Origin of the sequence: Paenibacillus jiangxiensis (genome assembly GCF_046098255.1) — a bacterium.
Taxonomy (GTDB): domain Bacteria; phylum Bacillota; class Bacilli; order Paenibacillales; family Paenibacillaceae; genus Paenibacillus; species Paenibacillus jiagnxiensis.
In genome coordinates, this window is record NZ_JBJURI010000015.1 from 125,194 (window position 1) to 151,203 (window position 26,010).

Consider the following 26,010-nt stretch of genomic DNA (forward strand, 5'->3'; position numbering starts at 1 on the left):
GTTATGCTGAAACTGGTTGAAGCGGTTATTGAGGATATGGACAAGCAGCTTGAGCGGATCGTGAAAAGCATGGTACCCCTGGATGATTCACAGATATGGAGCAGGGCCAGGGATACAATGAACAGCATCGGCAATTTATGTCTCCATCTGGCAGGCAATGAGCGCATGAATCTGATTAGCGCCATCGGCGGGCAGACGTTTACCCGTGAAAGATCGAAGGAGTTTACTACGGAGGGAGGCATTCCGAGGGAGGAGCTGATTCGGCTTCTGACGGATACAAGAACGGAAACGAAGGAAATACTGGCTCGACTTACCGAAGAGGATCTGGACAGAGAAGTGGCCATTCATTACGGGCTGGAGGATTGGAACCGGATGCTGCGGGTGCAGGCCGAGGAGGGCGAAACCTACGAGATCAAGGAGATTGGCAAGCTGCTCGTTGCCGTCGCTGCACACTATGGGTATCATACGGGGCAAATCGTACTGCTCTCCAAGCTGCTGAAGGATACGGGAGAGCATATAACAGGACAATATCATTGAAAAAGCCAAACCGCCTGCAGCAGGCGGTTTTCACATTTTTTTGTATATATTCAGTGCTTCGGAGAGGAACTTTGTATCATAACCCGTTTTTTGATGGATTCTAACACACCATTCTTCAATAGACTCTGTTTCTGGCTCGTTGAATAACCCTTCGGTTGTGCTCAGAAAGCTTTCCCAGTCATAAAACTCCCAATGGGCGGTTTCATTTTTATAGGGAACTCTGCATTCCAATAAAGGTTCCTTCTGAACTATATTTTGGCAGACTTCTGCTGCTTGCCAAAATTCATGGATTGGAATGGGGGCAAGATGAAAGCTTTGCTGGCTGCTTTTCCCGTTCGGCCTATGGTATAGAACCGTGCATAAATCTCCAGCTGATTGCACTTGTATTTCTGCCGCAGGAAAGAAGCCTTCCAGTCTCTCTTCAGTATAATCTTCACTATCGGCATCTACCAGCACCGGATTGAGCCACTGATCGCCCAAATCGCAATAATAGCGGTGTCCTTTCTCACTTTTCGCAATAACAGCCACATGCGCATCCTCTGTTCCCATATCATGGCCAATCGGATAGGCTTCAATCCCCTCCTTTTCGAATTCATGCAGCAGCCACAATGCGAGATCAAAACAATTGCCTGTAATGCCGTACTGCTCGCGATGCTCCTTCATTTGAGCTACTTCTCTTTGTTTTTTCCCGGTATTCTTTTGAAAGTACCATGCTTTGGTTAAGGTTTCCATCGGGAAATGATCGAATTTTCGCCACACGCTCAAAATCTCGTCGGAAGCAAATATAAGCCATTCTCCTTTCACAGAGGTTTGTATTCAAAGGGACTGCTTCTCTCAACGGGAAAGAAACAGTCCTTGTTTGACATACATTATACAGCTTCCTCGGCGTGGGTGTCTTTGTCTTTTCTGGCGAGCAGCAGGCTCCAGCCTGTTAAAATAACAGCGCCAACCACCATTAAACCGCCGATCCATGAGGTGTGAATTAACCCCGGACCGTCCACAATCTGGCCGCCGAGATAAGCGCCAAGGGCGATGCCGCCGTTAAAAGCAGCGATATTGATTGCGGAAGCGACATCCACGGCCTGCGGCACAAAACGCTGGGCAAGGTTAACTACATACAACTGAAGTCCAGGCACATTCATGAAGGCAAACAGGCCCATCAAAAGAATCGTAATCAAACCCGCCACTTTAAATGGAGCTGTGAAGGCCAGAATAAAGAGGACCACCGCTTGAATAATAAACATATACAGCAGCGCCGAGAGCGGCTTACGGTTGGCAGCTTTGCCGCCGATAATATTGCCGATGGCGATCGCAATGCCGTATAGAAGCAGGAGGAAAGCTACCGTTGTCTCGCCAAAACCTGTAATGTCATGCAGCAGGGGAGACAGATACGTAAAGACGACGAAGGTGCCACCGTATCCGAGAGCCGTAATCAGGAAAGCAAGCAGCAGCCGTCCGTTGGTAATGAGCTTGATTTGATCCCGTACCGGGGTTTTGACCCCCTTCCGCAGATTGCCGGGAACGAGAATCAAATTGGCGATCAGAGCAATGATGCCAATCACGGCTATGGTTAAAAAGGCTGCACGCCAGCCCAGCTGCTGGCCGATAAACGTGCCGAAGGGCACACCGGTAATCGTAGCCACGGTTAATCCGGAGAACATAATGGCAATGGCGCTTGCCCGCCGGTTCGGCGCGACAAGGTCAGCCGCTATGGTTGAGCCGATCGACATAAATACGCCATGCGAGAAGGCGGAAATAACCCGTGCCGTAAGCAGCAGCCCGATTCCGCTTGAGAAGGCCGCAATCGAATTGCCGGCGATGAAGACGATCATAATCCAGATCAGCAGCGTTTTTCTTGGTATTCCCGAAGTTAAAGAGGTTAGCACCGGAGCGCCGAAAGTAACGCCCAGAGCATATAAAGTGACCGTTAATCCGGTCATGGTTACAGATATATTCAAGTCTTCAGCGATAAGGGGAAGCAATCCCACGCTGATGAACTCCGTTGTCCCAATCGCAAAGGCACTGATGGCCAAAGCCAGCAGCGACAGAGTACTGCGTTTATTGTCTGACGACATGTTCAGTTCCACTCCTATATATATTTTTTAGCCGGCCGGCAAATGCTATTATGGATGCTTCGCACGAAAAAGAATAGTACGTACTTCAAAGTACTATAGGCACTTACAGGTACCTATGGGAGGGAACGGGGGAAAGAAGGCGCGGATCACTGAAAAAAAGCCGGAGTCCTGAGTATCCAGGAATCCGGCTCTTCCGTTTGCAGATCGTTTATGTGGAAGGCTCGAAACATTGGCTTTAGACCTTGACTGCTTGGTCTTCTTGTTCAATATGCTTTTCGCCCCAGGCGCACATGGCATCCAGGACAGGCTTCAGGGACCAGCCGTAATCGGTCAGGGAATACACGACCTTGGGCGGAACCTGCTCAAATATTTGCCGCTTCACAAGTCCGTCATCTTCCAGCTCCCGCAGCTGCTGTGTGAGCATCTTCTGAGTAATGGCCGGCATCAGCCTTTTCAGTTCGCTGGTCCGCTTGTCGCCTTTATCCAGATGACACAAAATGACCGCCTTCCATTTGCCGCCCATCACCTCAAGGGTTGCTTCCACCGGGATATTGTAAGCCATATGTTTACCTCCTGAAAAATATAGTAAGTTGCTTTGATTTCTATAGGACTTGAAAGTATATAGGTTCTTTCAGAGATGTACATATCCGTCAAGGAACTACAATCTATGATAACACTATAAGGGGAAAAGTAAACAAGTGTGAAGAATGGCGATTTTTACGGGATCATGTCGAAAAAACACACAAAATATATTATATTATCTCAAGTGGATGTTCCACCATTTATGCAAAGGGCAAACTTGCCGAAAGGCAAGGACGCAAAGCTGCAGGCCTAAGGAAAGCATCATGGATCTATGGCGGCTGGGTTACCTTAAATTCGGAGGGAGAAATAATAGAGTGAGCAGTATTTATCAATCGGATGTGGAATTTGTATACAGACATGGAGAAACGAAGCTTGAGGAATGCCAAATAACGTGTGAAACGGGGAAGAGACCTACGATTGGAGATTTCTCCGATAAGTTCAAAGAATACGGCATTGAGACGAGACTGTATGATTTATACAGTATGACATTTAAACCTGTTGATCCGTTGAATACAAATATCATATCGATCCGGGTGATTCGGACATTTCAAATACGTTAATGATTTAAGCATTGGAGGGATTTCCTCCGGTGCTTTTTCATTTTTCGGCGGTCTTCAAAGGATCTTCACAAGTTTAGGTTAAACAGAAATGGTGAAAGTAATAGGCAGGAGGACTCTTACAATTCGGAATGGTATAATTCCGGTATAACTTGGGCGTACGGAGGGGCATGCCTTGAAAACCGTTCTAGTGGTAGATGATGAACAGAAAATTCGCGAGGTGCTGGCTTCTTATTTGCAGAAGGAGCGTTTTCATGTACTGGAAAGTGCAAGCGGGGAGGAAGCATTGACGATACTTCACAGCCAGCGGGTTGACCTGCTTATATTGGATTTGATGCTGCCTGGCATGGAAGGGGAGACTGTCTGCCGGGAGGTGCGCAAATTCAGCCCGGTGCCGATTCTTATGCTCACTGCAAAGGTAGCCCAGGCGGACCGCATCAGCGGATTGTCCATCGGAGCAGATGACTACATGATCAAGCCCTTTGATCCGAATGAGGTGGTTGCCAGGGTAAAAGCGATCCTGCGCAGGACAGATGACTCGCAGCTTTTGGCAGATGTGATCTCATTTAATGGCGGGCATCTCCGCATCGATTCGCTGAAAAATCAGGTGTACCGGTATGAAGAGCCGATCAGCCTCACACCAAGCGAGTACAAGCTGCTGCTTCTGCTCGCCAAATACCCGCAGCGCCGCTTCCCGCGGGAGGAACTGGTCGACAGGGTGATGGGCCTCAGCTTTGACGGCGATATCCGTATTATCGACCAGCATGTCAAAAATGTACGGCAAAAAATTGAGCAAGATCCCCGCAATCCGCGCTATATTCTTACGGTGTACGGCTTCGGCTACCGGTTTGGCGGTGAGGGCTGATGTTCAACCGGCTATATATCCGGCTGGCTGTGATCATTGTCGGCATGGCCGCAGGCATCCTTGTCATTTTTGCCGTGATCAGCATGTTTGCCACTCATTATCATATCTCGATGTATATGGAGCAGGTCTCACTGGCGAGTAAAAAAGTGTCTCCATTGATGGATCACCTGGAGAGCGCCCTGATTCAGTCGATCCTGCTGACAGGGTTGTTTTCGCTGCTGTTGGCGCTGATTATTGGTGTTTATTTTGCAAAACGCATCTCCCGCCCGCTGGTCCGCATGAAACAGGCCGCCGAACGGATCAGCAGGGGCAGCCTGGACGTCCGTATCAGCACGGAAGGCAGGGATGAGATCGCGGAGCTTGGTGCTTCCCTGAACAGGCTGTCAGAACAGCTACAAAGACAGCAGCTGCTGCGCATGTCCATGTCGCAGGATATTGCCCATGAGCTGCGCACACCGCTAACGACGCTGAAAAGCCACATGAGGGCCTTGGAGGACGGAGTCTGGGAGCCGACGCCCGCGCGGATTCACTCCTGTCTGGAGGAGGTGGAGCGCCTGATTCAGCTCGTCAGTGAACTGGAGGAGCTGAACGTAATGGATTCACCGGAATTCCAGCTTTTACGGAAAGAAGAGAATCTGCGTTTGATTGTCGGAAAGGCTGCTGCAGTGATGGAAGCCGCTTTTCTTGAGAAAGGGGTGCAGCTCCAATACGAGGGCATTTCAGATGTCATACTGCTTATGGATGCGGACCGGATGAAACAGATCCTGGTGAATCTGTTGACCAACGCCCTTCACCATACGCCTGCCGGGGGGACTGTCAGCGTCCGGGAACGTAAGGAAAAAGGGGCGGTTTGCCTTGTTATCAGCGATACAGGGCCCGGAATTTCAGTTGAGGATCTGCCGTATATTTTTGAAAGGTTTTACCGGGGAGACAAGTCGAGGAATCGGCAGACCGGCGGAAGCGGGATGGGACTGGCTATTGTGAGGAAGCTGGTGGAAGCTCATGGCGGTGAGGTGTGGGCGCAAAGTGATAGCAGCGGGGCCCGCTTTTATATTCGGTTGCCTATGTGATATTTTTATAAAATAGATAAACAGTAGCTAATCGATATTCAGCCTCTGAATGAAGATTAACTATGGTAAAATAAAGGGAGCATGAAAGTAGGAGGGGTATACCGATGAAATGGCAGGAAGTCAGAGAGTTGTTTCCCGACCAGTTCGTATTGCTTTCCATACTTGACTACGTCGAGGAAGAAAATAAAAAGATTGTAACGGAAGTTGCGCCAATTCGAACAATCCCTAAACAGGATGCCAATAGGGAATTTTTTAATGCGGAACCGGGCAGTATTGTATATCACACCTCCAATGAGGATTGTGTTATTCATTTGCGTAAAGACCCGATGCTGAGAGTGAGGCGCGGCTCATGAAAATGGTCAGGACAACCCAAAAGCATACACATCATCGTGGGGTTCGTAAAAATAGCTAAGTCCATGTTTTGTTGCATCATAGCAACGGAACATGGACTTTTCTGCTAAAACGAGAAATCAATCGGGCATAACCTATATCGCGCCGTTACTCCTTCGAGCCCGTATTGGCAATGCCCTGCACATAATAGCGCTGCAGCGGAAGCAGCAGCACAACAGGGATCAGGATGGACAGAATGACGGCGGCGAACATTTCGTTCCAGTAGGTCGCGTATTCGGTAACGAAGTCGCTCAGCGCGACCTGAATGACTTTATACTCCTTGGAGCGCGTTACGATGAGCGGCCACAGGAACGATTCCCACTGCTGGATAAAAATAAGCAGGCTGGCGCTGACGGTCACGGGCTTGCACAGCGGCATGACGATATTCGCATATACCCTCAGCCAGGAAGCCCCGTCCATACGGGCCGATTCCACCAGTGACGTCGGCAGCTCCAGAAAAAACTGGCGGAACAGGAAGATGACCAGTCCATTGGCGATGCCGGGAATAATGATGCCCGCATAGGTGTCCACCCAGCCAAGACTGTTGACCAGACTGTACAGCGGGATGGAGATGACCTCAAACGGAATCATGAAGGTAATCAGCACCAGCAGAAACAGCAGTGTTTTCCCGCGAAATTCGAAATACACGAAAGCAAACGCCGCCATGGAGCCAAGCAAAAGCCCCCCAAGAACGTTGGCCGCCCCGACAAAAAAGGTATTCAGAAAAATTCGTCCGAACCCTCGCTCCGCAAAGAGCATTTGATAAGCCTCCAACGTAAAATTGGACGGCCAAAACGTTTTCCACGTAATCGGCGACATATATTTATAAATGTCCTCCAGCGGACGGAACGACGAAACAAAAGCAAACGCCAGCGGCAGCAAGACCAGCAATGCCAGAACGATGTGTACGACATACAGAAGCAGATGAGAACGGGTAAATCGGTTCACGTCGAAATCCTTTCTAATGGGAGGCCCGCAGCCACTTGAACTGCAGCGCGACAACAGTCAGCGTAATCAGCAGCAAAATGACCATCATCGCGGACGATCTGCCCATATCGGAATATAGAAAAGCGTTGTTGAAGCTTTCAAGCATCAGCACGTTCGTGCTGTTTTCAGGTCCGCCCTTGGTCAAAATGTACATCGGTGAAAACAGCAGGAAATTCGCCGTTGTCACGGCCACGACAATAAAGGTCAGCGGGCGCTTCATAAGCGGAACGACCACATGGACAAATTGCTTCCAGCGGCTTGCACCGTCCAGGGAAGAAGCTTCAAGCAGCGAATCGGGAATCTCCTGCAGACCGGCCAGCAGGAACAGCGCCCAATAGCCGACGCCCTTCCAGGACGCAATCGCGATAATGGAGCCCAGCGCCTGCGAGCTGCTGCCCAGAAAAGGCTGCGGGTCCAATCCCAGCGCGACCAGAATTGAATTCACGACACCCTGCTCGGGACTGAGCATAATATTCCAGAGGACGCAGGCGGTCGGGACGGATACGGCGACAGGCACGAAATGAATGCCGCGAAAGAAAGCAATGCGCTTGATTTTCGTATTTAACAGCATCGCCAGCCCGAAAGCCAGCACAATTTGCAGCGGGTTAATGATCAGATTGAATACCAGCGTCACCTTCAGCGAATTCCAGAAGACGGGATCAGCGAACAGGGACTGGTAGTTTTGCAAGCCGACGAAGCTTTTTTCACCTGTAATAAACTGTGTCGTGTATACGCTCTGCACGACAGCGCTGAAAATGGGATACAGCTTAAACAGTAACAGTCCGGCAAGGGTAGGCAGCAGAAAGAGCAGGATGGGGCCAATATTATTTTTCAGTTTCATATATTCACCTTTATTCAGCAATCCGGTTTCAGGATCGGGAAGGACCGCCGGTATTCTCTTGAAGGAAAAAAGGGGGAACAGGGCTCAGCCTTTCGTTCCCCCGGATGCGGTCAATTTGCTGCTGCACCCTTGTATTTTTTCAATTGGTTATCTATGACGTTGACGGCGGCATCCAGCGCTTTTTGCGGGTCGGCGCCATTTTTCATATCCTCAAACGCTTTGTTCATATTCGTTTCCCACTCCAGGTAACCAGGCGTTTTCGGGCGGGGGACAGCCGTTTCCCGCGATTCCTTGGCGGCAATGCGGATGACGTTGTCAGGGAACTGCTCATATTTCGGATCAGTGTCGATGGAATTGAGCAGGTCGATCTGCGGAGGCAGCGTGCCGCCTTCTTCAAACAGGATCTTGGAGCCTTCGCCCAGCGTCAGAAACTCAATGAACTTGGCGGATGCTTCCTTCTTCTCGGAATATTTGGAGATGCCGACGTTCCATGCCCCGGTCGGTGTGGCTATTTTCTTACCGGCAAAATACGGATGCAGCGTGACGCCAAAATTCAGGCCGGAATCCCGGATTTTAGGCATGTTCTGGTTGGTGGATACAAACATCGCGACTTTACCGGATGTAAAATAGTCGATGGACTCCTCTTTTTTGATTTTCGGGCTGACTTTATCCTTGTTGAACAGGTCTGCGTAAAATTGGAATGCCTTCACGGCCTCCGGCGAATTCGAATACCCGCTGGACACCAGTCCGTCGTCGCTGAGCATTTTGGCACCCAGGCTGTCCGACAGAGCCAGAAGCTGGTACGCTTTGCCCACCTGCTCAAAGGAAAATCCGTACACGTCGTCTGAAGTCAGCTTTTTCGCCAAATCCCGGACTTCCTCCCAGGTCATGCGCTTGTCAGCGTCCGGGAACGGAATGCCTTTCTTTTCAAAAATGTCTTTGTTGTAATAAAGAACCTGGCTGGAGCTGTTCATCGGCGCGGCCATGAGCTCGCCTTTGTACGACACCGTCTCCACGGCGGATTTCGTCCATTTGACCTTGGCGTCGGCCGGGAGCAGCGAGTCCAGCGGCTCCAGATAACCTTTCACGGAATAGTTCATGACCAGCGGTGTATCAGCAAACAGCACGTCCAAATCCTTGGCTTTGGAGCTGAGCTTGATTTCGATCGTTTCCGTTAGTTGATCGATCGGAACGAGATTCATTTTGACTTTGATATCCGGATTTTGCTGCTCGAAAGCTTCGACCACCTTCGTGAGTGGTTTCTCATAATTGGAATAGGCCTCAAACGATATTTCTGTTGCTGCCGAAGCGCTGGAGGAGCTTTGTCCGCTCGAGCTTGCAGAATCCGCAGTTGTGCCGGCTCCCTGGGAACAGCCTGTAAACAGGACGGCTGCCGTCAGCAGGGGTGCGCACCAGGCGGCAAAGCGTTTTACTGGTTGTTTGGAAATCATGTACGTTCCACCTCGATTTATGATGTAAAGAGTATGCTTTTTTTAAAGCAGGGATGGATCTCGTGGAAATAATCTCTGGTTCAGCAGTTCAAAAAAACGGGTCGTGTCCACCTCAAGCGCTGTTTCCACATTCCCGTCTGCGTTTGCCTCGGCAATCGTTTGCCCGGAAAATTCTCCGCGCTCGCACAGGACCCGGATGTTCATCCGTTTGGTGCAGATCAATGTAGGGTCGAGCAGCACAGCGATAGCGAGCGGGTCGCACATATATGAAAAATCCCGCTCCATATAGTCCATAAAGTCATGCATCATGCGCACAAGGATTCCTGTAAGCGGGGTTCCGCTGGCCCCCATAAGATCCGCTTCCTCCCTGGAAAACGCGGCCTGCCGGGTCACGTCCAGCCCAAGCATCAGGATGGGAGCGCCGCTTGCAAAAACAATCGCAGCCGCTTCCGGGTCGCATTGGATATTATGCTCGACCGGGGATAGATCGCTGCCGTTAGGAGCGAGACGGGTGACACCGCCCATCATGACAATCTGCTTCACACACTCGGCAATGCGCGGCTCGCGAATCATGGCTGTTGCAACGTTCGTGTGCGGGCCGATCATGACAAGCGTGATTTCGCCGGGATTTTCCATCACTGTCTGCACGATGAAATCGACCGCATGTTTGTCAAACTTGCTGCCGTTATCCTCCAGATTCATGCCTCTTCCCTCGATTCCCGCTCTGAGCAGGGGACGGTTGCGGAGGAGCGGCAGCTCGATACCGGGACATACAGGGATATGCCCGCCTCCGCACAGGTCCAGCACTTTTTGCGCAATTAACGCGCGGGTCCGGACTTTCCCGTAGACGGTGGTGATGCCTGCAATACGGATCTCCGGTGATTTAAGAGCCAGAGCGAGCGCCACCGCATCGTCCGCGTTGGTTCCGATATCCGTATCCAAAATAATTCTCAACAATGGATTCCACTACTTTCTCTGTCTGATGCTTGTAAAAAGGTTTAATTTATGCTACCGGAGCCAAATACCGCTTGTACATTGTGGAGCACGATATGCTTCCGGTCATAACTGATGATGCCCTGGGCCTTCCATTTGCTCAGCAATTCTGAAACCGTCTGCCGGGTGCATCCGATCATGTTGGATATCTCTTCATGGTTCAGTACCAGCTCGATTCTGGAATTGCCATCACCGACGGGCGTGCCCAATTGCTGGAGCAGCCAAGCGAGCCGCCACGGCACGGGCTTGGAAATCAGCAGTTCAACCGTACTTTGATGGTGAATGAGCCGGTCGGTCATCGTATACAGGATGTCACTCATGATCTCATGGTCGGAATGGATCTTTTCCTGAATAATGGCCGCGTCAAGCACCCATATCTGGCTGTCATGCAAGCACTGGGCGTAGCAGGGATGATTTTGCCCCAGGATAATTTCCGCAAGCCCGAAGGCGTCCCCGGTTTTTCGGATGAAAAAGGTCACATCCCGTCCTTCCTCGGTAAATTGGCATACCTTGAGCAGTCCGTTTTCGATGAAATAGGAGCCGACAGGAACGCTTCCTTTGGTAAAGACAAACGAACCCTTCGGAAACCTTCGCAAGGTTCCGTATTTGCGGTGCAGGGCATACACCGAGTCGCTGGAGCGTTTCGGCGCTTTCGGCCAGGAAGAGACAGCTTTTGCCGCTAAATCAAGCATTGCCGCATCCGCCTCCACTTCTGTCCACCAAGCACAGCCTGGCTGCTTTCATCGACGAACCCAAGCCCAGTATAGGAGAAAAAACGATATGAATCTGTCGGGTACCCGACAGTAATATGTGAAGCTGCAGCATGTTTTTTTATGCCTCCCGCTCTTTTGAATTGGCACCACTAAGTATGCGGGAAGACGTTGAGGGAAATGTTACGTGGACGTAAAAGTTTGTAAAACCCAGATTTTAGCGGGCGGTTATTAGGCGGCCTGTCTCGTCCTCCTATCTGGAACAAGAGCGGCGTCGCTATTATAATGAAGCGACAGGAATTTTGAAGGGCGGGAGAAGCGTTGGATATTCGCAGTATTGATAAGGAAAACGCATGGCGCATCAGGCATGAGGTGATGTGGCCTGACAGAGAGCTTGCATATGTTCAATTGGAGGATGACGATAGGGGCTGGCATTACGGGCTTTTCGTAGGGGAGCGGCTGGTGTCGGTCGTTTCCTTGTTTATTGATCAGGACGAAGCCCAATTCCGCAAGTTTGCGACTCTGGAGGCGGAGCAGGGTAAGGGCTACGGCAGCAGGCTGCTGCGGCATGTGATGGAAGAAGCTGAGCAGGCGGGGGTAAAACGGATCTGGTGCAACGCCCGCCGAGAGAAGGCGAGATTTTACCGCAAGTTTGGGTTGAGGGAAACAGGAAAGACGTTTGTAAAAGGCGGCAAGGAGTATGTCATTATGGAATATCCGATCATATTCCTCCACGGAACTTTTTGATACTTGTTCTTTATTTCATCTTTGATTACGAGTGGCCGAGATCATGGCCAACAATGTGGGTTTAAAATTGCTACCACTCTTTTTTGTTATTATGGTATATTTATGTAACATGGTCGAAGTCGGCTAATGGGCGGTTGGCAATCATCTCCGAAAGGAGGTGGTGCTAGTGATCGAAGTAAAAGATGTATTCCTAATCCTCTTTGCGTTTGGGAGTTTCATTCTAGCGCTTCTCACCTACTTAAAGAAAAAGTAGACCGTCCTGAACAGGGATAGCGGTCTACTTTTTCTGATCGTCACCTTGTCACAAGCCAACCGTCTTTTACGCGGTCAGATCATGTGATGAGTCGGAGTGTAACAGCACTTCGGCTCTTTGCTTATACATTACCACAATAAGGGCAAAATATTCAAGGATGTGAATGACTGGGGGCTTAGTGCTATCAAAGAGAAAACCGTTATGTTACCGATGTAAACCACCAGATAACCCGAAAGGGATTCACTCTTTAGACAATCGCTCATAATACTCCTTAACTTTTTTTGCAGCATATTTTTTCATGAATTCTTCATTCTTCTTTTTTTGGCTAAAAAGCGTCCTGCGTCTTTTCCTTGCAGAATTGGTCTTTCACGTAAACTTATAGCCATACGTCGCCCTCTCTTATTTTTATTATTCAAGCAATCACCTTCACTTTATAGAGTTCATTGTTCGCTTTTCATTGATGAAGCTAGGTCTAATAGATAATATAGTATCATGGAGGTGAAATTGATGTCTGTAATCAAATGCAATCTAAGACTACTCATGGCTGAGCATCGAATAGATGATATAAAAGAGTTGATGCAGAAGTCGGGTTTGAGCCGAAATTCAATTAACAAACTGTATAGGGAAACGAACATCGAAACGGTAAAGCTGGAAACCCTGTTTAAGCTTTGCGATACCTTCAATTGTGAATTGTCTGATTTGATTGAATATATACCTGAACAAGCTGGAAAGGAAAAAATATGACCAAAAAGCTGTATTACGACTCCGCATACATAACGGAATGGGAGAGCGAAATCACGCAGAAGCTTGAACGAGACGGGCGGAAGCTGGTTGTGCTGGAGGAAACGGCATTTTACCCTGCCGGAGGGGGCCAGCCCTGCGACACTGGAACCTTGAACGGAATCCCTGTACTGGACGTGTTCAGCGAGGGAGACACGGTATTCCATGAAGTAGAACGAATGCCGGAAGGGACGGACGCTGTGTGCAAGCTGGACTGGAGTCGCAGATGGGACCATATGCAGCACCACAGCGGTCAGCATTTGCTGTCAGCGGTCATTCTCAGGCTCCTTGGCGCAAAGACAGTCAGCTTTCATCTGGGCCAGGAGGAATGCACCATCGATATTGAGCTGCCGGAGCTGAACCGTGCGCAGAGGGAGGCGGTGGAGCAGGAAGTCAATACGGAAATCTGCCGCAATCGTGTCATCAGCAGCTATTTTGTGACCGAAGAGCAATTGCAGAACATCACGCTGGTGAAACAGCCGAAGGTAACAGAGAATATCCGCATCGTCGAAATCGAAGGCATCGAGCATAACGCCTGCGGCGGCACGCATGTTAGCCGGACCGGTGAGCTGGGGTTGATCAAGCTGCTCAAGACGGACAAGCAGAAGGGGAATACCCGAATCTATTTCAAATGTGGAGTCCGTGCGCTTCAGGATTATAACGAAAGCCTGCGTATCCTCGAATGTGTAGCAGGAAAATTTAACACAGGCCGTCATGATATCTTGGACCGATTTGAAAAATGGGAGCAGGAACAGGTCCGGCTGCGGACTCGTGTGGATGAGCTGCAGCAGCGGCTTGACGAATATGAAATGAAGGAGCTGCTTGCAGCGGCAGAAGGACCTGTCCTGGTGCATGTATTTGCGGACAAGCCCGCCAAGGAGCTGCAGCCTTTCGCCGCCAAGCTGACCAGCGGCCGGGACATTCTTGTTCTGCTGGCTACAGAAGCGGACAACAAGCTCCTGCTGGCCCACAAAGGATCGCCGGATGTCGCGTGTGGCGCTTTTTTCAAGCAGCATCTGAGCAGCTTCGGCGGCAAAGGCGGAGGCAATAACCAATCGGCTCAGGCCGGGTTTGCATCTGCGGAGGACATGCGGCGTTTTATCGATTTTGCACGCAAGGAGCTTAACCACGCTGCTGCTCCGGATGCTCCACATACATCCTGAACAGCTGAATATATAATAGGGCACTGATGAGTGCAAACAACAAAATGAGGCTGAGTACACCCAGCGGCGGCACCCAGGTGGACAGAAACACGGTGATTGGCGCCAAAAACCTCCCGATCGTGGGCTGTAGGCTGTCCGCTGCCATGTACTGGCCTCTTGCGTGCTCCGGGGCATAACGGCTGATAAAGCTCTGTGTCACCGGAGAGCGTACCATTTCCCCGAAAGTAAAGATCACCGTAACGAAAAACAGGTACCATATATTGCTGCCCAAACCGAGAGCAAAGGTGCCTACCCCCGACAGCAGCGAAGACAGAATAAATACATTCCGCTCCTTCCAGCTGCCAAGCCATTTGGTAACCGGAAGGATAAAGAGAACAAATAACAGGCCGTTGAAGCCCAGCACCCACCCAAAGATATCCGTGCCTGTGAGTACGGGCGAATCCGCAATCCACGGAAAAAAGGGTTGGGTAGGCACCTCATTGATCACGTAAACGGGCAAATAGAGATCCAACTGCAGGATCGACACCATTGCACAAATGCCTGCCAGCGTATACACCAGGAATACCTTATCCCGAAAAATAATGCCATAGCTCTGCCACTGTTTCCTGAATACACTGGAGATCGAAGCGGAAACCTCCGCTTTATTCCCGGATGGCGGTGATGTTTCATGAACCATGAAATAAATGGCGATAAAATACAGCAGCAGAATGGCTGAGCAGGTCCACAGCAGCTCCTGCCGGTAATGGAAGAAGAAGACGGCTCCCAGTGCAGGCCCGAGCACGGCGCCAAGGTTATTGGCTGTCGAAAACGTGGCGAATACCTCCCGGCGGTGCTCTGAGGGAACCAGGTCGGCAACCATGGCGGCGCTTGCGGGCCTGTAGATGGCCACTCCCAGACCAATGCCGATAAAAGCGGCATAATCGATCCAATGAGACGACGACATGGCAAAACATGCGAACATCACCATCTGAAGCGACACACCCAGCAGCATGATGGGACGCCGTCCCGCCCGGTCCGCCAGAGCTCCGCCGATCAGCGCGCCGAGGATGCTGAAGACCGGAGGCACGGTCATCAACATGCCCGCCACATCATTACCCAGTGCCTGACCGAAATAGACGGTTATAAAGGGAAAGTACATCCAAAAGAGCATGTTAAACAAGGCTTCTCCGATTAACCGAACCTTCAAATTGTTATTCCATAAACGAATCTGCACAATATCCTCCTCAAGCTTACCTCTTACGTAAAGTTCCCGGCCGGGTAAATCAAACTATAGAACATTATCCAGGAAAAATATAGACTATAGATATACCTATAATTGAATACGGGAAGGGGCAAATCGTAAATGATCACGGAAAAAATAAAGCTGAGTGAAGAAAATGAAGACGTTTATCTGCAAACCTACCTCCTGCATAACTCCGGGCAGTTCGGCACAGACCGGCGGCGCCCTGCGGTCATTATCTGTCCCGGCGGCGGGTACAACCACACCTCCGACCGGGAGGCCGAGCCTGTCGCCCTCCGTTTCCTCGCTCAGGGCTTTCATGCATTTGTGCTGAGATATTCGGTGGGGCAGGCAGCGCGGTTTCCGCAGCCTTTTCTGGATACGGCGCGGGCGATAGCACTCTTAAGGGATAGAGCGGAGGAATGGCTGGTGGATGCAGAGAAGATCACGGTATGCGGATTTTCGGCAGGGGGCCATGTGGCTGCGGCTTCAGGTGTTCTCTGGAACAAGCCGTTCATCTATGAGGCACTGCAGGAAGAACCCGCCAAGTTTAAGCCAAACGCGCTGATCCTTGCGTATCCGGTCATTCATTTTAATGACTGGCCACGCAGCGCCGCCTCGACGGCAGAGCAGGGCTTGACCGAAGCAGAGCGGACCTTTGCGAATATTTTCGGTACGCCGCATCCTGAACAGGAGCTGAGAGATCAGTATGGGCTCCACCTGCATGTCGATGCGTCGGTACCGCCATCCTTCCTATGGCATACAGCTGACGATCCGGTCGTAAGCGTCCGGAATTCACTGGATTTTGCTGCAGCGCTGACAGAGCATCAGGTTCCTTATGAGCTGCATGTTTTTCCGCAAGGAGTGCATGGCTTGTCCCTGGCCGATGAGACGACCGCCACAGGACCCCAACATGTGAATGAACGGTGTCAGATATGGATCGACCTTGCCGCCGCCTGGCTTAAGGACTTATACAGATAACAGGGTAGGCACAGGAAGAAGGGCATGATTTTTGCTGCAATTTCTTCTTTTTTCACGGAGGTTCAATGAAAAAAATAATACTTATAGGATCTGGGGGTTCTGGCAAATCAACATTGGCTCGAAAATTAGGCGAAATCTTATTTATAGAAGTTTATCATTTAGATGCAATCTTTTGGAAACCCGGCTGGATCGGCACACCCACAGAGGAGCAGAAAGCCGTTCAAGAGGAACTGATAAGTCGCAAGAGTTGGATTATCGACGGTAACTATGGCTCTACAATGGACATTAGACTGCAGGCTGCAGACACGATTATTTTTTTTGATTTGTCAAAATGGGTATGCCTTTACCGTGTTCTCAAGAGAAGATTCCAATACCGCAATAAAAAGAGGGAAGACATGGGGGAAGGATGCGAAGAAAGAATCAATTTTAGATTTTTGAAATGGGTCTGGAAATATCCTGATAAACAAAAACCAATAATTTTAGAAAAGCTCAATCGATTATCGAAGGAAAAAGAGATAATCATTCTAAAGTCGCAAAATGACGTGCAAGAGCTGCTAGCAAGAGTGAAGTTATTGAAGTAGGGGATTGCATTGGCTGGTCCCGTACCCTGATACATGTTCGTCCCCAGTCCGCCATACAGTAGTAGTAGAACTATACTGGACATACGGGCTGAGGAGGGAGTCATGAAGGTTCTTATTCTAGTGAGGGAAGATCAGGAGGCTGGAGGCAGCGGAGTGTCCGAAGTGGAACGATGCCTCTCCTATGCTGAATCACAGCAGTGGGTTCAAGCTGGCGTGCATGAGTTGGACGGGCAGGAAGGCGGGACGTGGGAGCCGCTGGGCAGACAGCTTGCGGAGACGGGAGCTGCTGCCCTGCTAACGGCTGACCTTTCGCGGGTGACGGATAATATGCATGAGTTCATACGTTTTCTGAAAATGCTGGAGCAGCATCGCGCCAAGCTGTATACGATCAAGGATGGAGAGGTAGTAAACTTTTCTGCCGTCTAATCCTCTTTAAGCACCCAGGCGCCGCTGCGGAAAATCGGCTCTATGCGTCCGTCACGCGTTTCTCCGTCGATGTCCATGGATGCTGAACCGATCATGAAATCGACATGGACCAGGCTTTGGTTGATTCCCGCAGCAGCGAGCTGCTCATTGGACAGCAAACGGCCATTCTCCAGGGAGGAAGCAAAGCCGCGGCCCAAGGCCAGGTGGCAGGAGGCATTTTCATCGAACAATGTATTATAGAAGATCAGATTTTCGCCGGAAATGGGAGAGCTATGCGGGACAAGCGCAATTTCTCCCAGATAACGCGCTCCTTCATCCATGTCTAATATACTTTTCAATGCCTCATACCCTTCCTCCGCTTCAAAATCCACCACCCTGCCTTGCTCGAAACGGAGTGTAAAGTTATTGATCAGGCTGCCGCGATAGCTTAACGGTTTGGTGCTGCGAACGACACCGGTCGTTCCTTCTCTATGCGGCGTAACAAAGACCTCCTCGGTTGGCACATTGGGATTGAAGGCATGCCCTTGCTCGTTATCGGCCACGCCGCCGCGCCAGATGTGGGAGTCCGGCAGCTCGACCGTCAGCTCTATGCCGGATGCACGGTAATGCAGCCTGCGGTATTGTTTCGCGGTTAGCAGTTCTCTCTGCCGGCGCAGGGCTTCGTTATGATTGTGCCAGGCCTGCACGGGCTCCGGCTGGTCAATCCTGACGGAGCGGAATATCGCCTGCCAAAGGGAATTCACGGCCTCTTCCGGCGTTAGCTCCGGATAAACCTTGCGCGCCCACGCGAGGGATGGGACGGCAATAATGGACCAGGTCATTTTGTAGGAGACCTCGTAATCCTCCCACTTCTTCAAGGCTTCGCCTGAAGCCTTTGAACGAAGGGCGACGCGCCGGGGATCAATGGAACGCAGCAGCTCCGGATCGCTGGATTGGATAAACAGAAAGGCCCCGTTTTTTTCCGCAATCTCCTCATAAGCTTGCACTTTCCAGCGTGGAAATTCCCGCAGTCCCTCTTCAGGCGCCAGCTCGTACATCAGCTTCGTGCTCGCTTCGTCAACCCACTCAATATGCACCTGAAAAGCTCCCTTCTCGTAAGCCTTGCGGCTAATGAGCCGGACAAGCTCGGGCGAGTGGATGGGAGCCTGAATCCACAGCTCCTGCCCAGGCTGCAGGTTCACCGCAACTTCCACCGCCAATTCCGCGTATTTCTCCAGACTGTGATTTAAATTCATATCCATCGTCTCCTTATAGCCGGTTGAACCGGTGTTTGAAGATATCAGGTAGTATAATAATCGAAGTACCAGCCTCCTGATATCGCAAGAAAAACTTCCACGAATTGCGGTTTAGCCCATAGAAGTACATCGGCAAATGGTTTGCTTGTCTTGGCTGTAAGCGTTCACACTGATGTATAATCTATACATTAGCATATTGGGGCGGAAAAATAGAAATAGCAACTGGAGATTGGCAGGACCGAACCCGTTTGGAGGGATGACTTTGTATATGCAGGGGCGGGACCCCTTTTTGCGAAAAATCGAGCTGGATAGAAATCGTGTGCCATCGTTTGGGGAATATCCGTTTCATCTGGGGCCGATCCGAAAGCTGAAGGAGCTGCCATTTCACCCCGGTGTCACTTATATCGTAGGCGAAAACGGAATGGGAAAATCCACTTTGCTGGAGGCCATCGCCGTTGCGTGGGGGTTCAATGCGGAGGGTGGAACGAAAAATTTTTCGTTCTCAACCCAGGCCACGCATTCAGAACTTCATGAGTATATCCGGCTGGTACGGGGGACGCGCAGGGCGCGTGACGGATTCTTTTTTCGGGCGGAAAGCTACTACAATGTGGCTACGAATATCGACGAGATGGACAGGGAGCCGTGCAGCGGCCCTCTTATTAAAGCTTCGTACGGAGGAAATTCGCTGCATGAGCAGTCGCATGGGGAATCCTTTTTCGCGGCTTTCATGAACCGTTTTGGCGGCAACGGTCTGTACATTCTGGATGAGCCGGAGGCCGCGCTGTCCCCTTTAAGACAGATGGCCATGCTGGCACGCATTCATGAGCTGGTCAGGCAGAATTCCCAGTTTATCATTTCCACTCATTCGCCGATTCTGATGGCCTACCCGGGGGCTCGTATTTATAATCTGCATCCGGATGGCATTGAAATCAAGGCACTGGAGGAAACGGATCACTATATCATTATGAAAGAGTTTCTGAACAATAAGGATAAAATGATCAGGGAGCTGTTTGGTGAAAATGAGTGAATCGGGCCGAGTGTGAACATGATGGTAAAAGGAGACTTCGTTGTGCAACCGCCACTGTATACCCTGTTCCGTCCGCAACAGGCTAACGGAAGAACCCCGTCAAATAAGTATATGGAAAGGCCGCCTTCCAGGCTGCTGGCCCCGTTTGTGGCCTGTTACTGGATGTCCGAGCCGATGACGGCGGAGAGTGCGGTAACGGGAACAGCTTACTTTTTAAAAATGCCTCAGGAGGGAGCGGTGGATCGGGTTGTTCCGGACGGGTGCAGCGATATATTGTTTGTACATGATATCCGCAGAAATACATACAGCATCTTGTTTTCAGGTTTTATGGACAGGCCTTTTGCCATTGACTACGACTTCGATGATCCGAAGCGGACGTTCGGGGTAAGGTTTTTTCCGGGTGGAGCTCACTCGCTGCTTGGCCTGCCATTGGGGGAAACGGCCAATTCTCATTTAGCTTTGGACGCCGTATGGCCTGAACTGGTCAGGGAAATCGGGGAGAGGGTATTTGAAGAAAACTCCTTTGCGGGCAAAGTCCGGCTCATGGAATCGTTTTTGTTAACTGGAATCGGCAACGGAAAAACAGCGAACGACAGTCTGATGAGCAACCTGCTCTATTGGATTTTTACCGGCAGAGGCAATACGAGCATACAAGAGCTGGCTGCGAGAGAGGTCATCAGCACAAGGCAGATGAATCGTATTTTTCAGCAGCGGATCGGGACAACCCCGAAGAGATTCAGCGATGTGGTACGGTTTCAGGCGGCCATGAACGGTATACAAAAAGCGGGAAGGATCGGAGGCGCCGCCTTTGCTTTGGATTATGGCTATTATGATCAGGCTCATATGATACGGGACTTCAACCGTTTTTACGGGGCTTCGCCGCTGGTGGCGCTCGGAGAGTTTGGTGGCATGTCCGATTTATACAATCCTAAGTAGTGAATCATTGTTAATCTGAAAACGGAAGCATAGGTGTAAATTTGAACAAGGGGGACTTTAATTATGAAACCGCGCATTTCTGTACTTACATTGGGAGTGGATGATCTGGAGCGGGCAGTGGCCTTTTATCGTGACGGATTGGGACTGCCGACGGAGGGGATTGTCGGGCAGGAGTTTGAGCATGGCGCTGTTGCCTTTTTTGATTTGCAGGCAGGTGTGAAGCTGGCTGTCTGGCCGCGCAAGTCGCTCGCGCATGACGCCGGGATACCGCTGCAGGCGGCCGGTCCCGGTGAATTTACAATCGGGCATAATGTCGCCAGCAAAGAAGAAGTGGATCAGGTCATGGAAGAGGCGAAGAAAGCAGGCGCGGTGATCAAGGTTCCTGCGCATGATACTTTCTGGGGAGGATATTCAGGTTATTTTCAGGACCCTGACGGTCATTTATGGGAGGTAGTCTGGAATCCGGCATGGGAGTTTGCGGACTAAGTAGATTTGGAAAAGCGTATATTGGAAACGTCCTGATCGGGAAGGAAGCTGTTTATCTTTCTTTGGATCAGGGCGTTTTTTTTGCTGTTGATGTGCAATATTTTGCTCATCGTAATACTTTCGCCATGTTCGCCGGGCCGGTTATAAGCGATGATGAAGGAGGTTGATGACGCGGAAAGCATTACCGAGGCAGGGATTTCGGACGTCCCGCAGTGCCCGCCCCGTGGGGCAGAGGTATCCTGTATGCTCTTTCGGCTCAATCCATCAGGGTTCGATTCCCACTCGCCTGTCACGCGACTTTGGTAAAGATTCGATTTGTTATCGAGAAAAACTATTAGAAAACCTGCACAGGAATCCCACACCTGGCCATGACGGCAGGAGCCGGAATGCTGGCTATGTGGCCCGCGGATACCGGTTGGAACAGGCGCCGCCACAGCCCGCGAAGAAGTGGGTGGAGCCCCGGGCTGCAATCTCGAGTCCGTGGTCCCACTCACTTCCCTTCCCGGGAGACGGTAGCCGCCATTCCTCCCTCAAGCGCGGCCCCGCCCGCATTCCGGAGGGATTCCAGGCGCAGGTCCCACCAACAAGACGCAAACGCACGAATTGCATATCCGAAAGCTGCGGCGGCTTTTTCCGCCTGCTTTTACATAGAGGAGTGAACGCATATGTTTAAGAAAATTACGATTACATCCGGTGAGCGCGGTCTGCTGTTCCGCAAAGGAAGCTACGTGAAATTGCTGCAGCCGGGGACCTACCGCCTAAAAACCTTTCAGGAGGAAACGGTGACGGTCATGAGCACGGCGGAGCCCTTTTTCGTGCCTGACATGGATTTGAATCTGTTTCTGCAGGACGAGGAGCTGCTGGAGCAGCTCACCATCGTCCAGGTACAGGACTACGAATATGTCCTTCATTATGAGGACGATCGATTTGTAGAGCTGCTGACAGCGGGCAAATATGCTTTCTGGAATGTGCTGAAGGAGCACAAATTCGTCATGGTGGATGTGCGTGAGCCGGAGCTCGGTCCCGGGGTCGAGCGTGCGGTACTGCCGAAAACGGCGGGCTTCTGGTACATGCAGGAGGTTGCGAGCTATGAGCGGGGCATGCTCTATTACAACAATGTGCTGCAGCGTGAGCTTGAACCTGGCAAATATTATTTCTGGAAGGGTCCGGTGACGGCTGCGGTGCGAACAATTGATCTGCGCCAGCAGCAGCTGGACTTGATCGGGCAGGAGATCATGACTGAGGACAAAATCACGCTGCGTCTGAACTTCGTCTGCCAGTACCGAATCACCGACCCGATGGTCGCACTGGAGTTCAAGGATTTTGAGGACCAGATCTATATTCTGCTGCAGCTCATGCTGCGTGAATATGTCGGCACCCTGAAGCTGGATGATCTGCTGCGCAGAAAGCAGGAGATTGCGGACTTCATCCTGTCCCGTCTGTCCGAGAAAAGCGGGGAATACGGAGTGCGGTTCCTTTCTGCCGGGGTGAAGGACATCGTTCTGCCGGGCGAGATCAAGGACATTCTGAACACGGTGCTGCTGGCGGAGAAAAAGGCGCAGGCCAACCTCATTATGCGCCGGGAGGAAACGGCTTCTACCCGCAGCCTGCTGAACACGGCGAAGCTGATGGATGAGAACTCTACCCTGTACCGTCTGAAAGAACTGGAGTTCCTGGAGAAAATCAGCGAGAACATCGGCAACATTTCGCTGTCTGGCGGAAGCAATCTGCTGGAGCAGTTGAATGCGCTGGTGAGCTCCAAGGGAAACGGGTGACAGGTCAATCAAACGCTTGAACGGCGGACAGCCGTAAAAGCGTTTGATTTTTTGTGTCATAACAATTGACGAGCATCACATTACCGCTTAATATTAAAAAATCAACGACTGTATGTTGTCGGTGTGCCCGGCAGCATTTTGCATATTTTATCGCTTTGTCCGGTAAAAGCAACGATGCGTAGAAGCATTGAACAATCATGCTTTATAAGCTTGCAAGATGAACTTTTTATACTATTGGTTAACTAAAGAGAGGGGTTAGGTAAGATGAAAAAGATGTGGATGTCCCTGACGCTGGCAGGTCTTCTGCTGACTGCAGCAGGCTGCGGCGGCAACAGCGGCAGCGGAGAACAGGCTTCGGGAACAGAGCAAAGCGGCGGCAGCGCGGAAGGTAAAACGTATAAGGTTGCCATTTCGCAAATTGTGGAGCATCCGTCCCTGGATGAAACCCGCAAAGGTTTCCTCGCAGGCCTCAAGGATGCCGGTATTGAAGAAGGAAAGAACCTGACGGTAGATTATAACAATGCGCAGGGAGATGCAACGACGAATCTGTCCATCGCGCAGAAGATTGCGGACGGCGACAGCGATCTCGCACTCGCCATTGCCACGGGTCCGGCACAGGCGCTTGTACAGCAGATTCAGGACAAACCGGTGCTGTTCGCAGCGGTTACTGACCCGCTCGGAGCCAAGATCGTAAGCGATTTGGAAAAGCCGGGCGCCAACGTTACAGGAGCCTCGGATACGAATCCGGAGGCGATCGTGCAGCTGATGGACTTCGTCGCTTCGGAGCTGCCTGATGTCAAAACCGTCGGTCTCATCCTCAACGAAGGAGAGCCAAATGCGGTCGTGATGGCGGACAATGCTGAGAAGGCTTTGGCGTCTCACGGTATCAAGCTGGTCAAAGCGTCTGTGACCAACACCTCCGAGGTGAAGCAGGCTGCGGACTCACTCGTCGGCAAGGCGGATGCCTTCTTCATCACGCTGGACAACACGGTGGTCAGCGCCGTGGATACGATCATCCAGGTGGCCAATGACAACGACATTCCTTTCTTCTCCAGCGACCGCGATACGGTTGAGAAGGGTGCTATGGCTACTGTCGGCTTCAAATATTATGATCACGGGTACCAGGTAGGAGAAATGGCAGCCAAAATTCTGAAGGACGGCTCTAATCCCGGGGATATGCCCGTTACCTTCCCTGACAAGCTGGATCTGATCCTGAACGTGAAAGCAGCCAAAGAGCAGGGCGTTGAGGTTACGGATTCCATGAAGTCCAAGGTACAGGACCCAGACAACGACATTATTGAATAATTAAAAAGCTGGTCACGGCCTTCCATATGGGCCAAACAGGAAGTGAGTAACGAAATTCAGGGCGGCTCCTAGAGATTCGCCCTATCTTTTTTTGTACAAGGAGGTCTCCATTGTGAGTAGTATGTTCGGGGCGATAGAGCTCGGACTGTTGTATGCACTGATGGCGCTCGGCGTTTATATTACATTTAGAATTCTCGATTTTCCCGATTTGACGGTAGACGGGAGCTTTACTACCGGGGCTGCCATTGCAGCGGTGATGATATCGAACGGTTCATCTCCGTGGGTGGCCAGTCTGGCGGCTTTTGCCGGCGGATTGGCGGCGGGGGCTTGTACGGGGCTGCTGCACACCAAAGGTAAAATTAACGGACTGTTGTCCGGGATTCTGATGATGATTGCGCTGTACTCCATCAATCTGCGCATTCTCGGCGGCAAGCCGAATATTTCGCTGCTTGGAGCGGATACGGTGTTCTCCGGCCTGCCCAGAAAGGTATGGGAAATTTCGTCGATTACCTTTGTCATGCTGGTCATCGTGATTATTTTTAAAATATTGCTGGATCTGTTCATGAAGACGGATCTCGGTCTGGCGCTGCGGGCAACGGGTGACAATAAACGCATGATTCGCAGCTTCGGCGCGAATACGGATACGACCACGATCATCGGTGTCAGCCTGTCGAACGGGCTCGTGGCGCTGTCCGGCGCGTTTATCGCCCAGCAAGCGGGATTTGCCGACATTACGATGGGCATCGGCATGATCGTCATCGGTCTGGCATCGGTCATTATCGGGGAAGCCATCTTTGGCGCCCGCACCGTGTTCCGGGCTACGCTGGCGGTCATCCTGGGCTCGATTGTATACCGTATCGTCATTACATTTGCCCTGCGCATCGACTGGTTCGAGACGTCCGACCTGAAGCTGATTACGGCCATAATCGTCATTATCGCGCTTGTCTTCCCGACGGTGCGGCGTGTGCTGAAGCAGAAGAGCATGGCGAAGAAGCGCTCGGCGGAGCTGCTTGGGGCGGCAAATCATAGCACGGGAGGCGGACGCTGATGCTGGATATTAGGAATGTGTCAAAGCTGTTCAATCCCGGAACGGTGGATGAGAAAATCGCGCTCATCGGCGCCAATCTGCAGCTGAAGCCCGGAGATTTCGTGACGGTCATCGGCAGCAACGGTGCCGGCAAGTCCACGCTCATGAACATTATTTCAGGCGTGATGAAGCCGGATACCGGCGAGGTTCGCATTGACGGCGAAAACATCAGCCAACTGCCTGAATTCAAGCGCAGCCGTTGGATCGGGCGGGTGTTCCAGGACCCGATGGCCGGCACGGCACCGACCATGTCTATTGAAGAAAACCTGGCGATGGCCTATGCGCGCGGCAAATCGCGCGGCTTCGGTTTTGGCATCACCGCCCCTAAGCGCAAGGTGTTCAAGGAGCAGCTGCAGCGCCTCGGCATTGGCCTGGAGAATCGGCTCGGTGCCAAGGTAGGACTGCTCTCGGGCGGCGAGCGGCAGGCGCTGAGCCTGCTGATGGCCACGTTCACGCGGCCGCAGATTCTGCTGCTGGATGAGCATACGGCTGCGCTGGACCCGGCTCGTGCAGAACTGATCACCACGCTGACGGAAAGCATTGTGCGCGAAATGGAACTGACGACTCTTATGGTCACGCACAACATGGAGCAGGCGATCCGTCTGGGCAACCGCCTGATCATGATGGACAAGGGCCGCATTATCCTCGACGTGAACGAGGAGCAGAAAAAGGACCTGACCGTGGAGCGGCTGCTCGGCGAATTCGAGCGGATCAGCGGCGAGAAGCTGGCCGATGATCGGATCGTGCTGGGATAACGGATTGGAAAGTGAAAAAGAGGATGAAGCTGGGGAATTCGTCCACCGCAACCCGCTGTCTGATGCCGAGCTAACCAAACGGTAAGGAAGAATTTAATACCTGAGGTTACAATTTGAAAGAGGGTGTCCCAAAAGTAAACTTTGGAACACCCTCATCAGTAAAATAGGATGGTATTCGAAAGAAATTAAGGGGCTA

General features: G+C 51.3%; 30 protein-coding genes and 1 riboswitch. Of the genes, 19 read left to right on the forward strand and 11 right to left on the reverse strand.

Annotation, left to right across the window (positions count from 1 at the left end):
* Positions 1-3: 3 nt before the first annotated feature.
* On the forward strand, positions 4-537 hold the full coding sequence (locus ACI1P2_RS15975) for a DinB family protein (protein ID WP_355320837.1): 534 nt from the start codon (positions 4-6) through the stop codon (positions 535-537).
* Between the two features lie 30 nt (positions 538-567).
* On the opposite strand, the gene ACI1P2_RS15980 is transcribed toward ACI1P2_RS15975, so the two are convergent.
* The 3 genes from ACI1P2_RS15980 to ACI1P2_RS15990 form a co-directional block, all read right to left on the reverse strand.
* The gene (locus tag ACI1P2_RS15980; RefSeq protein ID WP_408976243.1) at positions 568-1,341 is read right to left on the reverse strand and encodes a hypothetical protein; all 774 of its coding nucleotides are present in this window, start codon (positions 1,339-1,341) and stop codon (positions 568-570) included.
* A 65-nt stretch (positions 1,342-1,406) separates the two neighbouring features.
* Positions 1,407-2,612, reverse strand: a complete 1,206-nt coding sequence (locus ACI1P2_RS15985) for an MFS transporter (RefSeq protein ID WP_355320838.1) — start codon at positions 2,610-2,612, stop codon at positions 1,407-1,409.
* A 235-nt stretch (positions 2,613-2,847) separates the two neighbouring features.
* Positions 2,848-3,174, reverse strand: coding sequence for a winged helix-turn-helix transcriptional regulator (locus ACI1P2_RS15990; RefSeq protein WP_355320839.1), 327 nt, complete (start codon positions 3,172-3,174; stop codon positions 2,848-2,850).
* 220 nt (positions 3,175-3,394) lie between these two features.
* Positions 3,395-3,485: riboswitch (cyclic di-GMP riboswitch) on the forward strand.
* A 23-nt stretch (positions 3,486-3,508) separates the two neighbouring features.
* Between ACI1P2_RS15990 and ACI1P2_RS15995 the strand changes: the two genes are divergently transcribed.
* From ACI1P2_RS15995 to ACI1P2_RS16010, 4 genes are all read left to right on the forward strand, one after another.
* Complete coding sequence (locus ACI1P2_RS15995) at positions 3,509-3,754, forward strand: hypothetical protein (RefSeq protein ID WP_355320840.1); 246 nt, start codon at positions 3,509-3,511, stop codon at positions 3,752-3,754.
* 172 nt (positions 3,755-3,926) lie between these two features.
* On the forward strand, positions 3,927-4,616 hold the full coding sequence (locus ACI1P2_RS16000; RefSeq protein ID WP_355320841.1) for a response regulator transcription factor: 690 nt from the start codon (positions 3,927-3,929) through the stop codon (positions 4,614-4,616).
* Positions 4,616-5,686: a sensor histidine kinase gene (locus ACI1P2_RS16005; RefSeq protein ID WP_355320842.1), complete on the forward strand. Its 1,071-nt coding sequence runs from the start codon at positions 4,616-4,618 to the stop codon at positions 5,684-5,686. The genes ACI1P2_RS16000 and ACI1P2_RS16005 overlap by 1 nt, the downstream gene beginning before the upstream one ends.
* A 104-nt stretch (positions 5,687-5,790) precedes the next feature.
* On the forward strand, positions 5,791-6,039 hold the full coding sequence (locus ACI1P2_RS16010) for a hypothetical protein (RefSeq protein WP_355320843.1): 249 nt from the start codon (positions 5,791-5,793) through the stop codon (positions 6,037-6,039).
* A 145-nt stretch (positions 6,040-6,184) separates the two neighbouring features.
* Here ACI1P2_RS16010 and ACI1P2_RS16015 read toward each other — a convergent pair whose 3' ends face one another.
* The 5 genes from ACI1P2_RS16015 to ACI1P2_RS16035 form a co-directional block, all read right to left on the reverse strand.
* A complete protein-coding gene (locus ACI1P2_RS16015; protein WP_355320844.1) occupies positions 6,185-7,024 on the reverse strand; it encodes a carbohydrate ABC transporter permease in 840 nt (279 codons plus the stop codon).
* A 13-nt stretch (positions 7,025-7,037) separates the two neighbouring features.
* Positions 7,038-7,904 (reverse strand): carbohydrate ABC transporter permease, encoded by an 867-nt coding sequence (locus ACI1P2_RS16020; protein WP_355320845.1) that lies wholly within the window; start codon positions 7,902-7,904, stop codon positions 7,038-7,040.
* 110 nt (positions 7,905-8,014) lie between these two features.
* Entirely contained in the window at positions 8,015-9,355 is a 1,341-nt protein-coding gene (locus tag ACI1P2_RS16025; protein ID WP_355320846.1) for an ABC transporter substrate-binding protein, read from the reverse strand.
* Between the two features lie 42 nt (positions 9,356-9,397).
* Positions 9,398-10,309: a nucleoside hydrolase gene (locus ACI1P2_RS16030; protein ID WP_355320847.1), complete on the reverse strand. Its 912-nt coding sequence runs from the start codon at positions 10,307-10,309 to the stop codon at positions 9,398-9,400.
* A gap of 44 nt (positions 10,310-10,353) precedes the next feature.
* A complete protein-coding gene (locus tag ACI1P2_RS16035; RefSeq protein WP_355320848.1) occupies positions 10,354-11,040 on the reverse strand; it encodes a Crp/Fnr family transcriptional regulator in 687 nt (228 codons plus the stop codon).
* 339 nt (positions 11,041-11,379) lie between these two features.
* Here ACI1P2_RS16035 and ACI1P2_RS16040 point away from each other — a divergent pair, with 339 nt between their 5' ends.
* The 4 genes from ACI1P2_RS16040 to ACI1P2_RS16055 all read left to right on the forward strand — a co-directional run bounded on the left by ACI1P2_RS16040 (position 11,380) and on the right by ACI1P2_RS16055 (position 14,001).
* Positions 11,380-11,805, forward strand: coding sequence for a GNAT family N-acetyltransferase (locus ACI1P2_RS16040; RefSeq protein ID WP_355320849.1), 426 nt, complete (start codon positions 11,380-11,382; stop codon positions 11,803-11,805).
* A 166-nt stretch (positions 11,806-11,971) separates the two neighbouring features.
* Positions 11,972-12,058 (forward strand): putative holin-like toxin, encoded by an 87-nt coding sequence (locus ACI1P2_RS16045; RefSeq protein WP_355320868.1) that lies wholly within the window; start codon positions 11,972-11,974, stop codon positions 12,056-12,058.
* 507 nt (positions 12,059-12,565) lie between these two features.
* A complete protein-coding gene (locus ACI1P2_RS16050; RefSeq protein WP_355320850.1) occupies positions 12,566-12,802 on the forward strand; it encodes a helix-turn-helix domain-containing protein in 237 nt (78 codons plus the stop codon).
* Entirely contained in the window at positions 12,799-14,001 is a 1,203-nt protein-coding gene (locus tag ACI1P2_RS16055; RefSeq protein ID WP_355320851.1) for an alanyl-tRNA editing protein, read from the forward strand. Before ACI1P2_RS16050 ends, ACI1P2_RS16055 begins: the two co-directional genes overlap by 4 nt.
* Here the strand turns inward: ACI1P2_RS16055 and ACI1P2_RS16060 are convergent.
* Positions 13,961-15,214, reverse strand: coding sequence for an MDR family MFS transporter (locus ACI1P2_RS16060; RefSeq protein WP_355320852.1), 1,254 nt, complete (start codon positions 15,212-15,214; stop codon positions 13,961-13,963). The genes ACI1P2_RS16055 and ACI1P2_RS16060 overlap by 41 nt on opposite strands.
* A gap of 129 nt (positions 15,215-15,343) precedes the next feature.
* On the opposite strand from ACI1P2_RS16060, the gene ACI1P2_RS16065 reads away from it, so the two are divergent.
* The 3 genes from ACI1P2_RS16065 (at position 15,344) to ACI1P2_RS16075 (ending at position 17,208) form a co-directional block, all read left to right on the forward strand.
* Positions 15,344-16,201, forward strand: a complete 858-nt coding sequence (locus ACI1P2_RS16065) for an alpha/beta hydrolase (RefSeq protein WP_355320853.1) — start codon at positions 15,344-15,346, stop codon at positions 16,199-16,201.
* 65 nt (positions 16,202-16,266) lie between these two features.
* Positions 16,267-16,782, forward strand: a complete 516-nt coding sequence (locus ACI1P2_RS16070; protein WP_355320854.1) for a DNA topology modulation protein — start codon at positions 16,267-16,269, stop codon at positions 16,780-16,782.
* 102 nt (positions 16,783-16,884) lie between these two features.
* Positions 16,885-17,208 (forward strand): hypothetical protein, encoded by a 324-nt coding sequence (locus tag ACI1P2_RS16075; RefSeq protein WP_355320855.1) that lies wholly within the window; start codon positions 16,885-16,887, stop codon positions 17,206-17,208.
* On the opposite strand, the gene ACI1P2_RS16080 is transcribed toward ACI1P2_RS16075, so the two are convergent.
* The gene (locus ACI1P2_RS16080; RefSeq protein WP_408976244.1) at positions 17,205-18,449 is read right to left on the reverse strand and encodes an aminopeptidase; all 1,245 of its coding nucleotides are present in this window, start codon (positions 18,447-18,449) and stop codon (positions 17,205-17,207) included. The two genes, ACI1P2_RS16075 and ACI1P2_RS16080, sit on opposite strands and share 4 nt — an antisense overlap.
* Before the next feature lie 250 nt (positions 18,450-18,699).
* Between ACI1P2_RS16080 and ACI1P2_RS16085 the strand changes: the two genes are divergently transcribed.
* The 3 genes from ACI1P2_RS16085 to ACI1P2_RS16095 all read left to right on the forward strand — a co-directional run bounded on the left by ACI1P2_RS16085 (position 18,700) and on the right by ACI1P2_RS16095 (position 20,892).
* Positions 18,700-19,470: an AAA family ATPase gene (locus ACI1P2_RS16085; RefSeq protein ID WP_408976245.1), complete on the forward strand. Its 771-nt coding sequence runs from the start codon at positions 18,700-18,702 to the stop codon at positions 19,468-19,470.
* 42 nt (positions 19,471-19,512) lie between these two features.
* Positions 19,513-20,406, forward strand: coding sequence for an AraC family transcriptional regulator (locus ACI1P2_RS16090; RefSeq protein ID WP_355320857.1), 894 nt, complete (start codon positions 19,513-19,515; stop codon positions 20,404-20,406).
* A gap of 63 nt (positions 20,407-20,469) precedes the next feature.
* The gene (locus ACI1P2_RS16095) at positions 20,470-20,892 is read left to right on the forward strand and encodes a VOC family protein (protein WP_355320858.1); all 423 of its coding nucleotides are present in this window, start codon (positions 20,470-20,472) and stop codon (positions 20,890-20,892) included.
* Here the strand turns inward: ACI1P2_RS16095 and ACI1P2_RS16100 are convergent.
* Positions 20,889-21,326 carry a hypothetical protein gene (locus tag ACI1P2_RS16100; RefSeq protein WP_408976246.1) on the reverse strand — a complete coding sequence of 146 codons (438 nt, stop codon included), beginning with the start codon at positions 21,324-21,326 and terminating at the stop codon, positions 20,889-20,891. The genes ACI1P2_RS16095 and ACI1P2_RS16100 overlap by 4 nt on opposite strands.
* A gap of 231 nt (positions 21,327-21,557) precedes the next feature.
* On the opposite strand from ACI1P2_RS16100, the gene ACI1P2_RS16105 reads away from it, so the two are divergent.
* The 4 genes from ACI1P2_RS16105 (at position 21,558) to ACI1P2_RS16120 (ending at position 25,814) form a co-directional block, all read left to right on the forward strand.
* Positions 21,558-22,667 (forward strand): slipin family protein, encoded by a 1,110-nt coding sequence (locus ACI1P2_RS16105; RefSeq protein WP_355320859.1) that lies wholly within the window; start codon positions 21,558-21,560, stop codon positions 22,665-22,667.
* Positions 22,668-22,931: 264 nt separating this feature from the next.
* Positions 22,932-23,972 (forward strand): ABC transporter substrate-binding protein, encoded by a 1,041-nt coding sequence (locus ACI1P2_RS16110; protein WP_355320860.1) that lies wholly within the window; start codon positions 22,932-22,934, stop codon positions 23,970-23,972.
* Between the two features lie 121 nt (positions 23,973-24,093).
* Positions 24,094-25,020: an ABC transporter permease gene (locus ACI1P2_RS16115; RefSeq protein WP_355320870.1), complete on the forward strand. Its 927-nt coding sequence runs from the start codon at positions 24,094-24,096 to the stop codon at positions 25,018-25,020.
* The gene (locus tag ACI1P2_RS16120; RefSeq protein ID WP_355320861.1) at positions 25,020-25,814 is read left to right on the forward strand and encodes an ABC transporter ATP-binding protein; all 795 of its coding nucleotides are present in this window, start codon (positions 25,020-25,022) and stop codon (positions 25,812-25,814) included. The genes ACI1P2_RS16115 and ACI1P2_RS16120 overlap by 1 nt, the downstream gene beginning before the upstream one ends.
* The last annotated feature ends 196 nt before the right edge of the window (positions 25,815-26,010 follow it).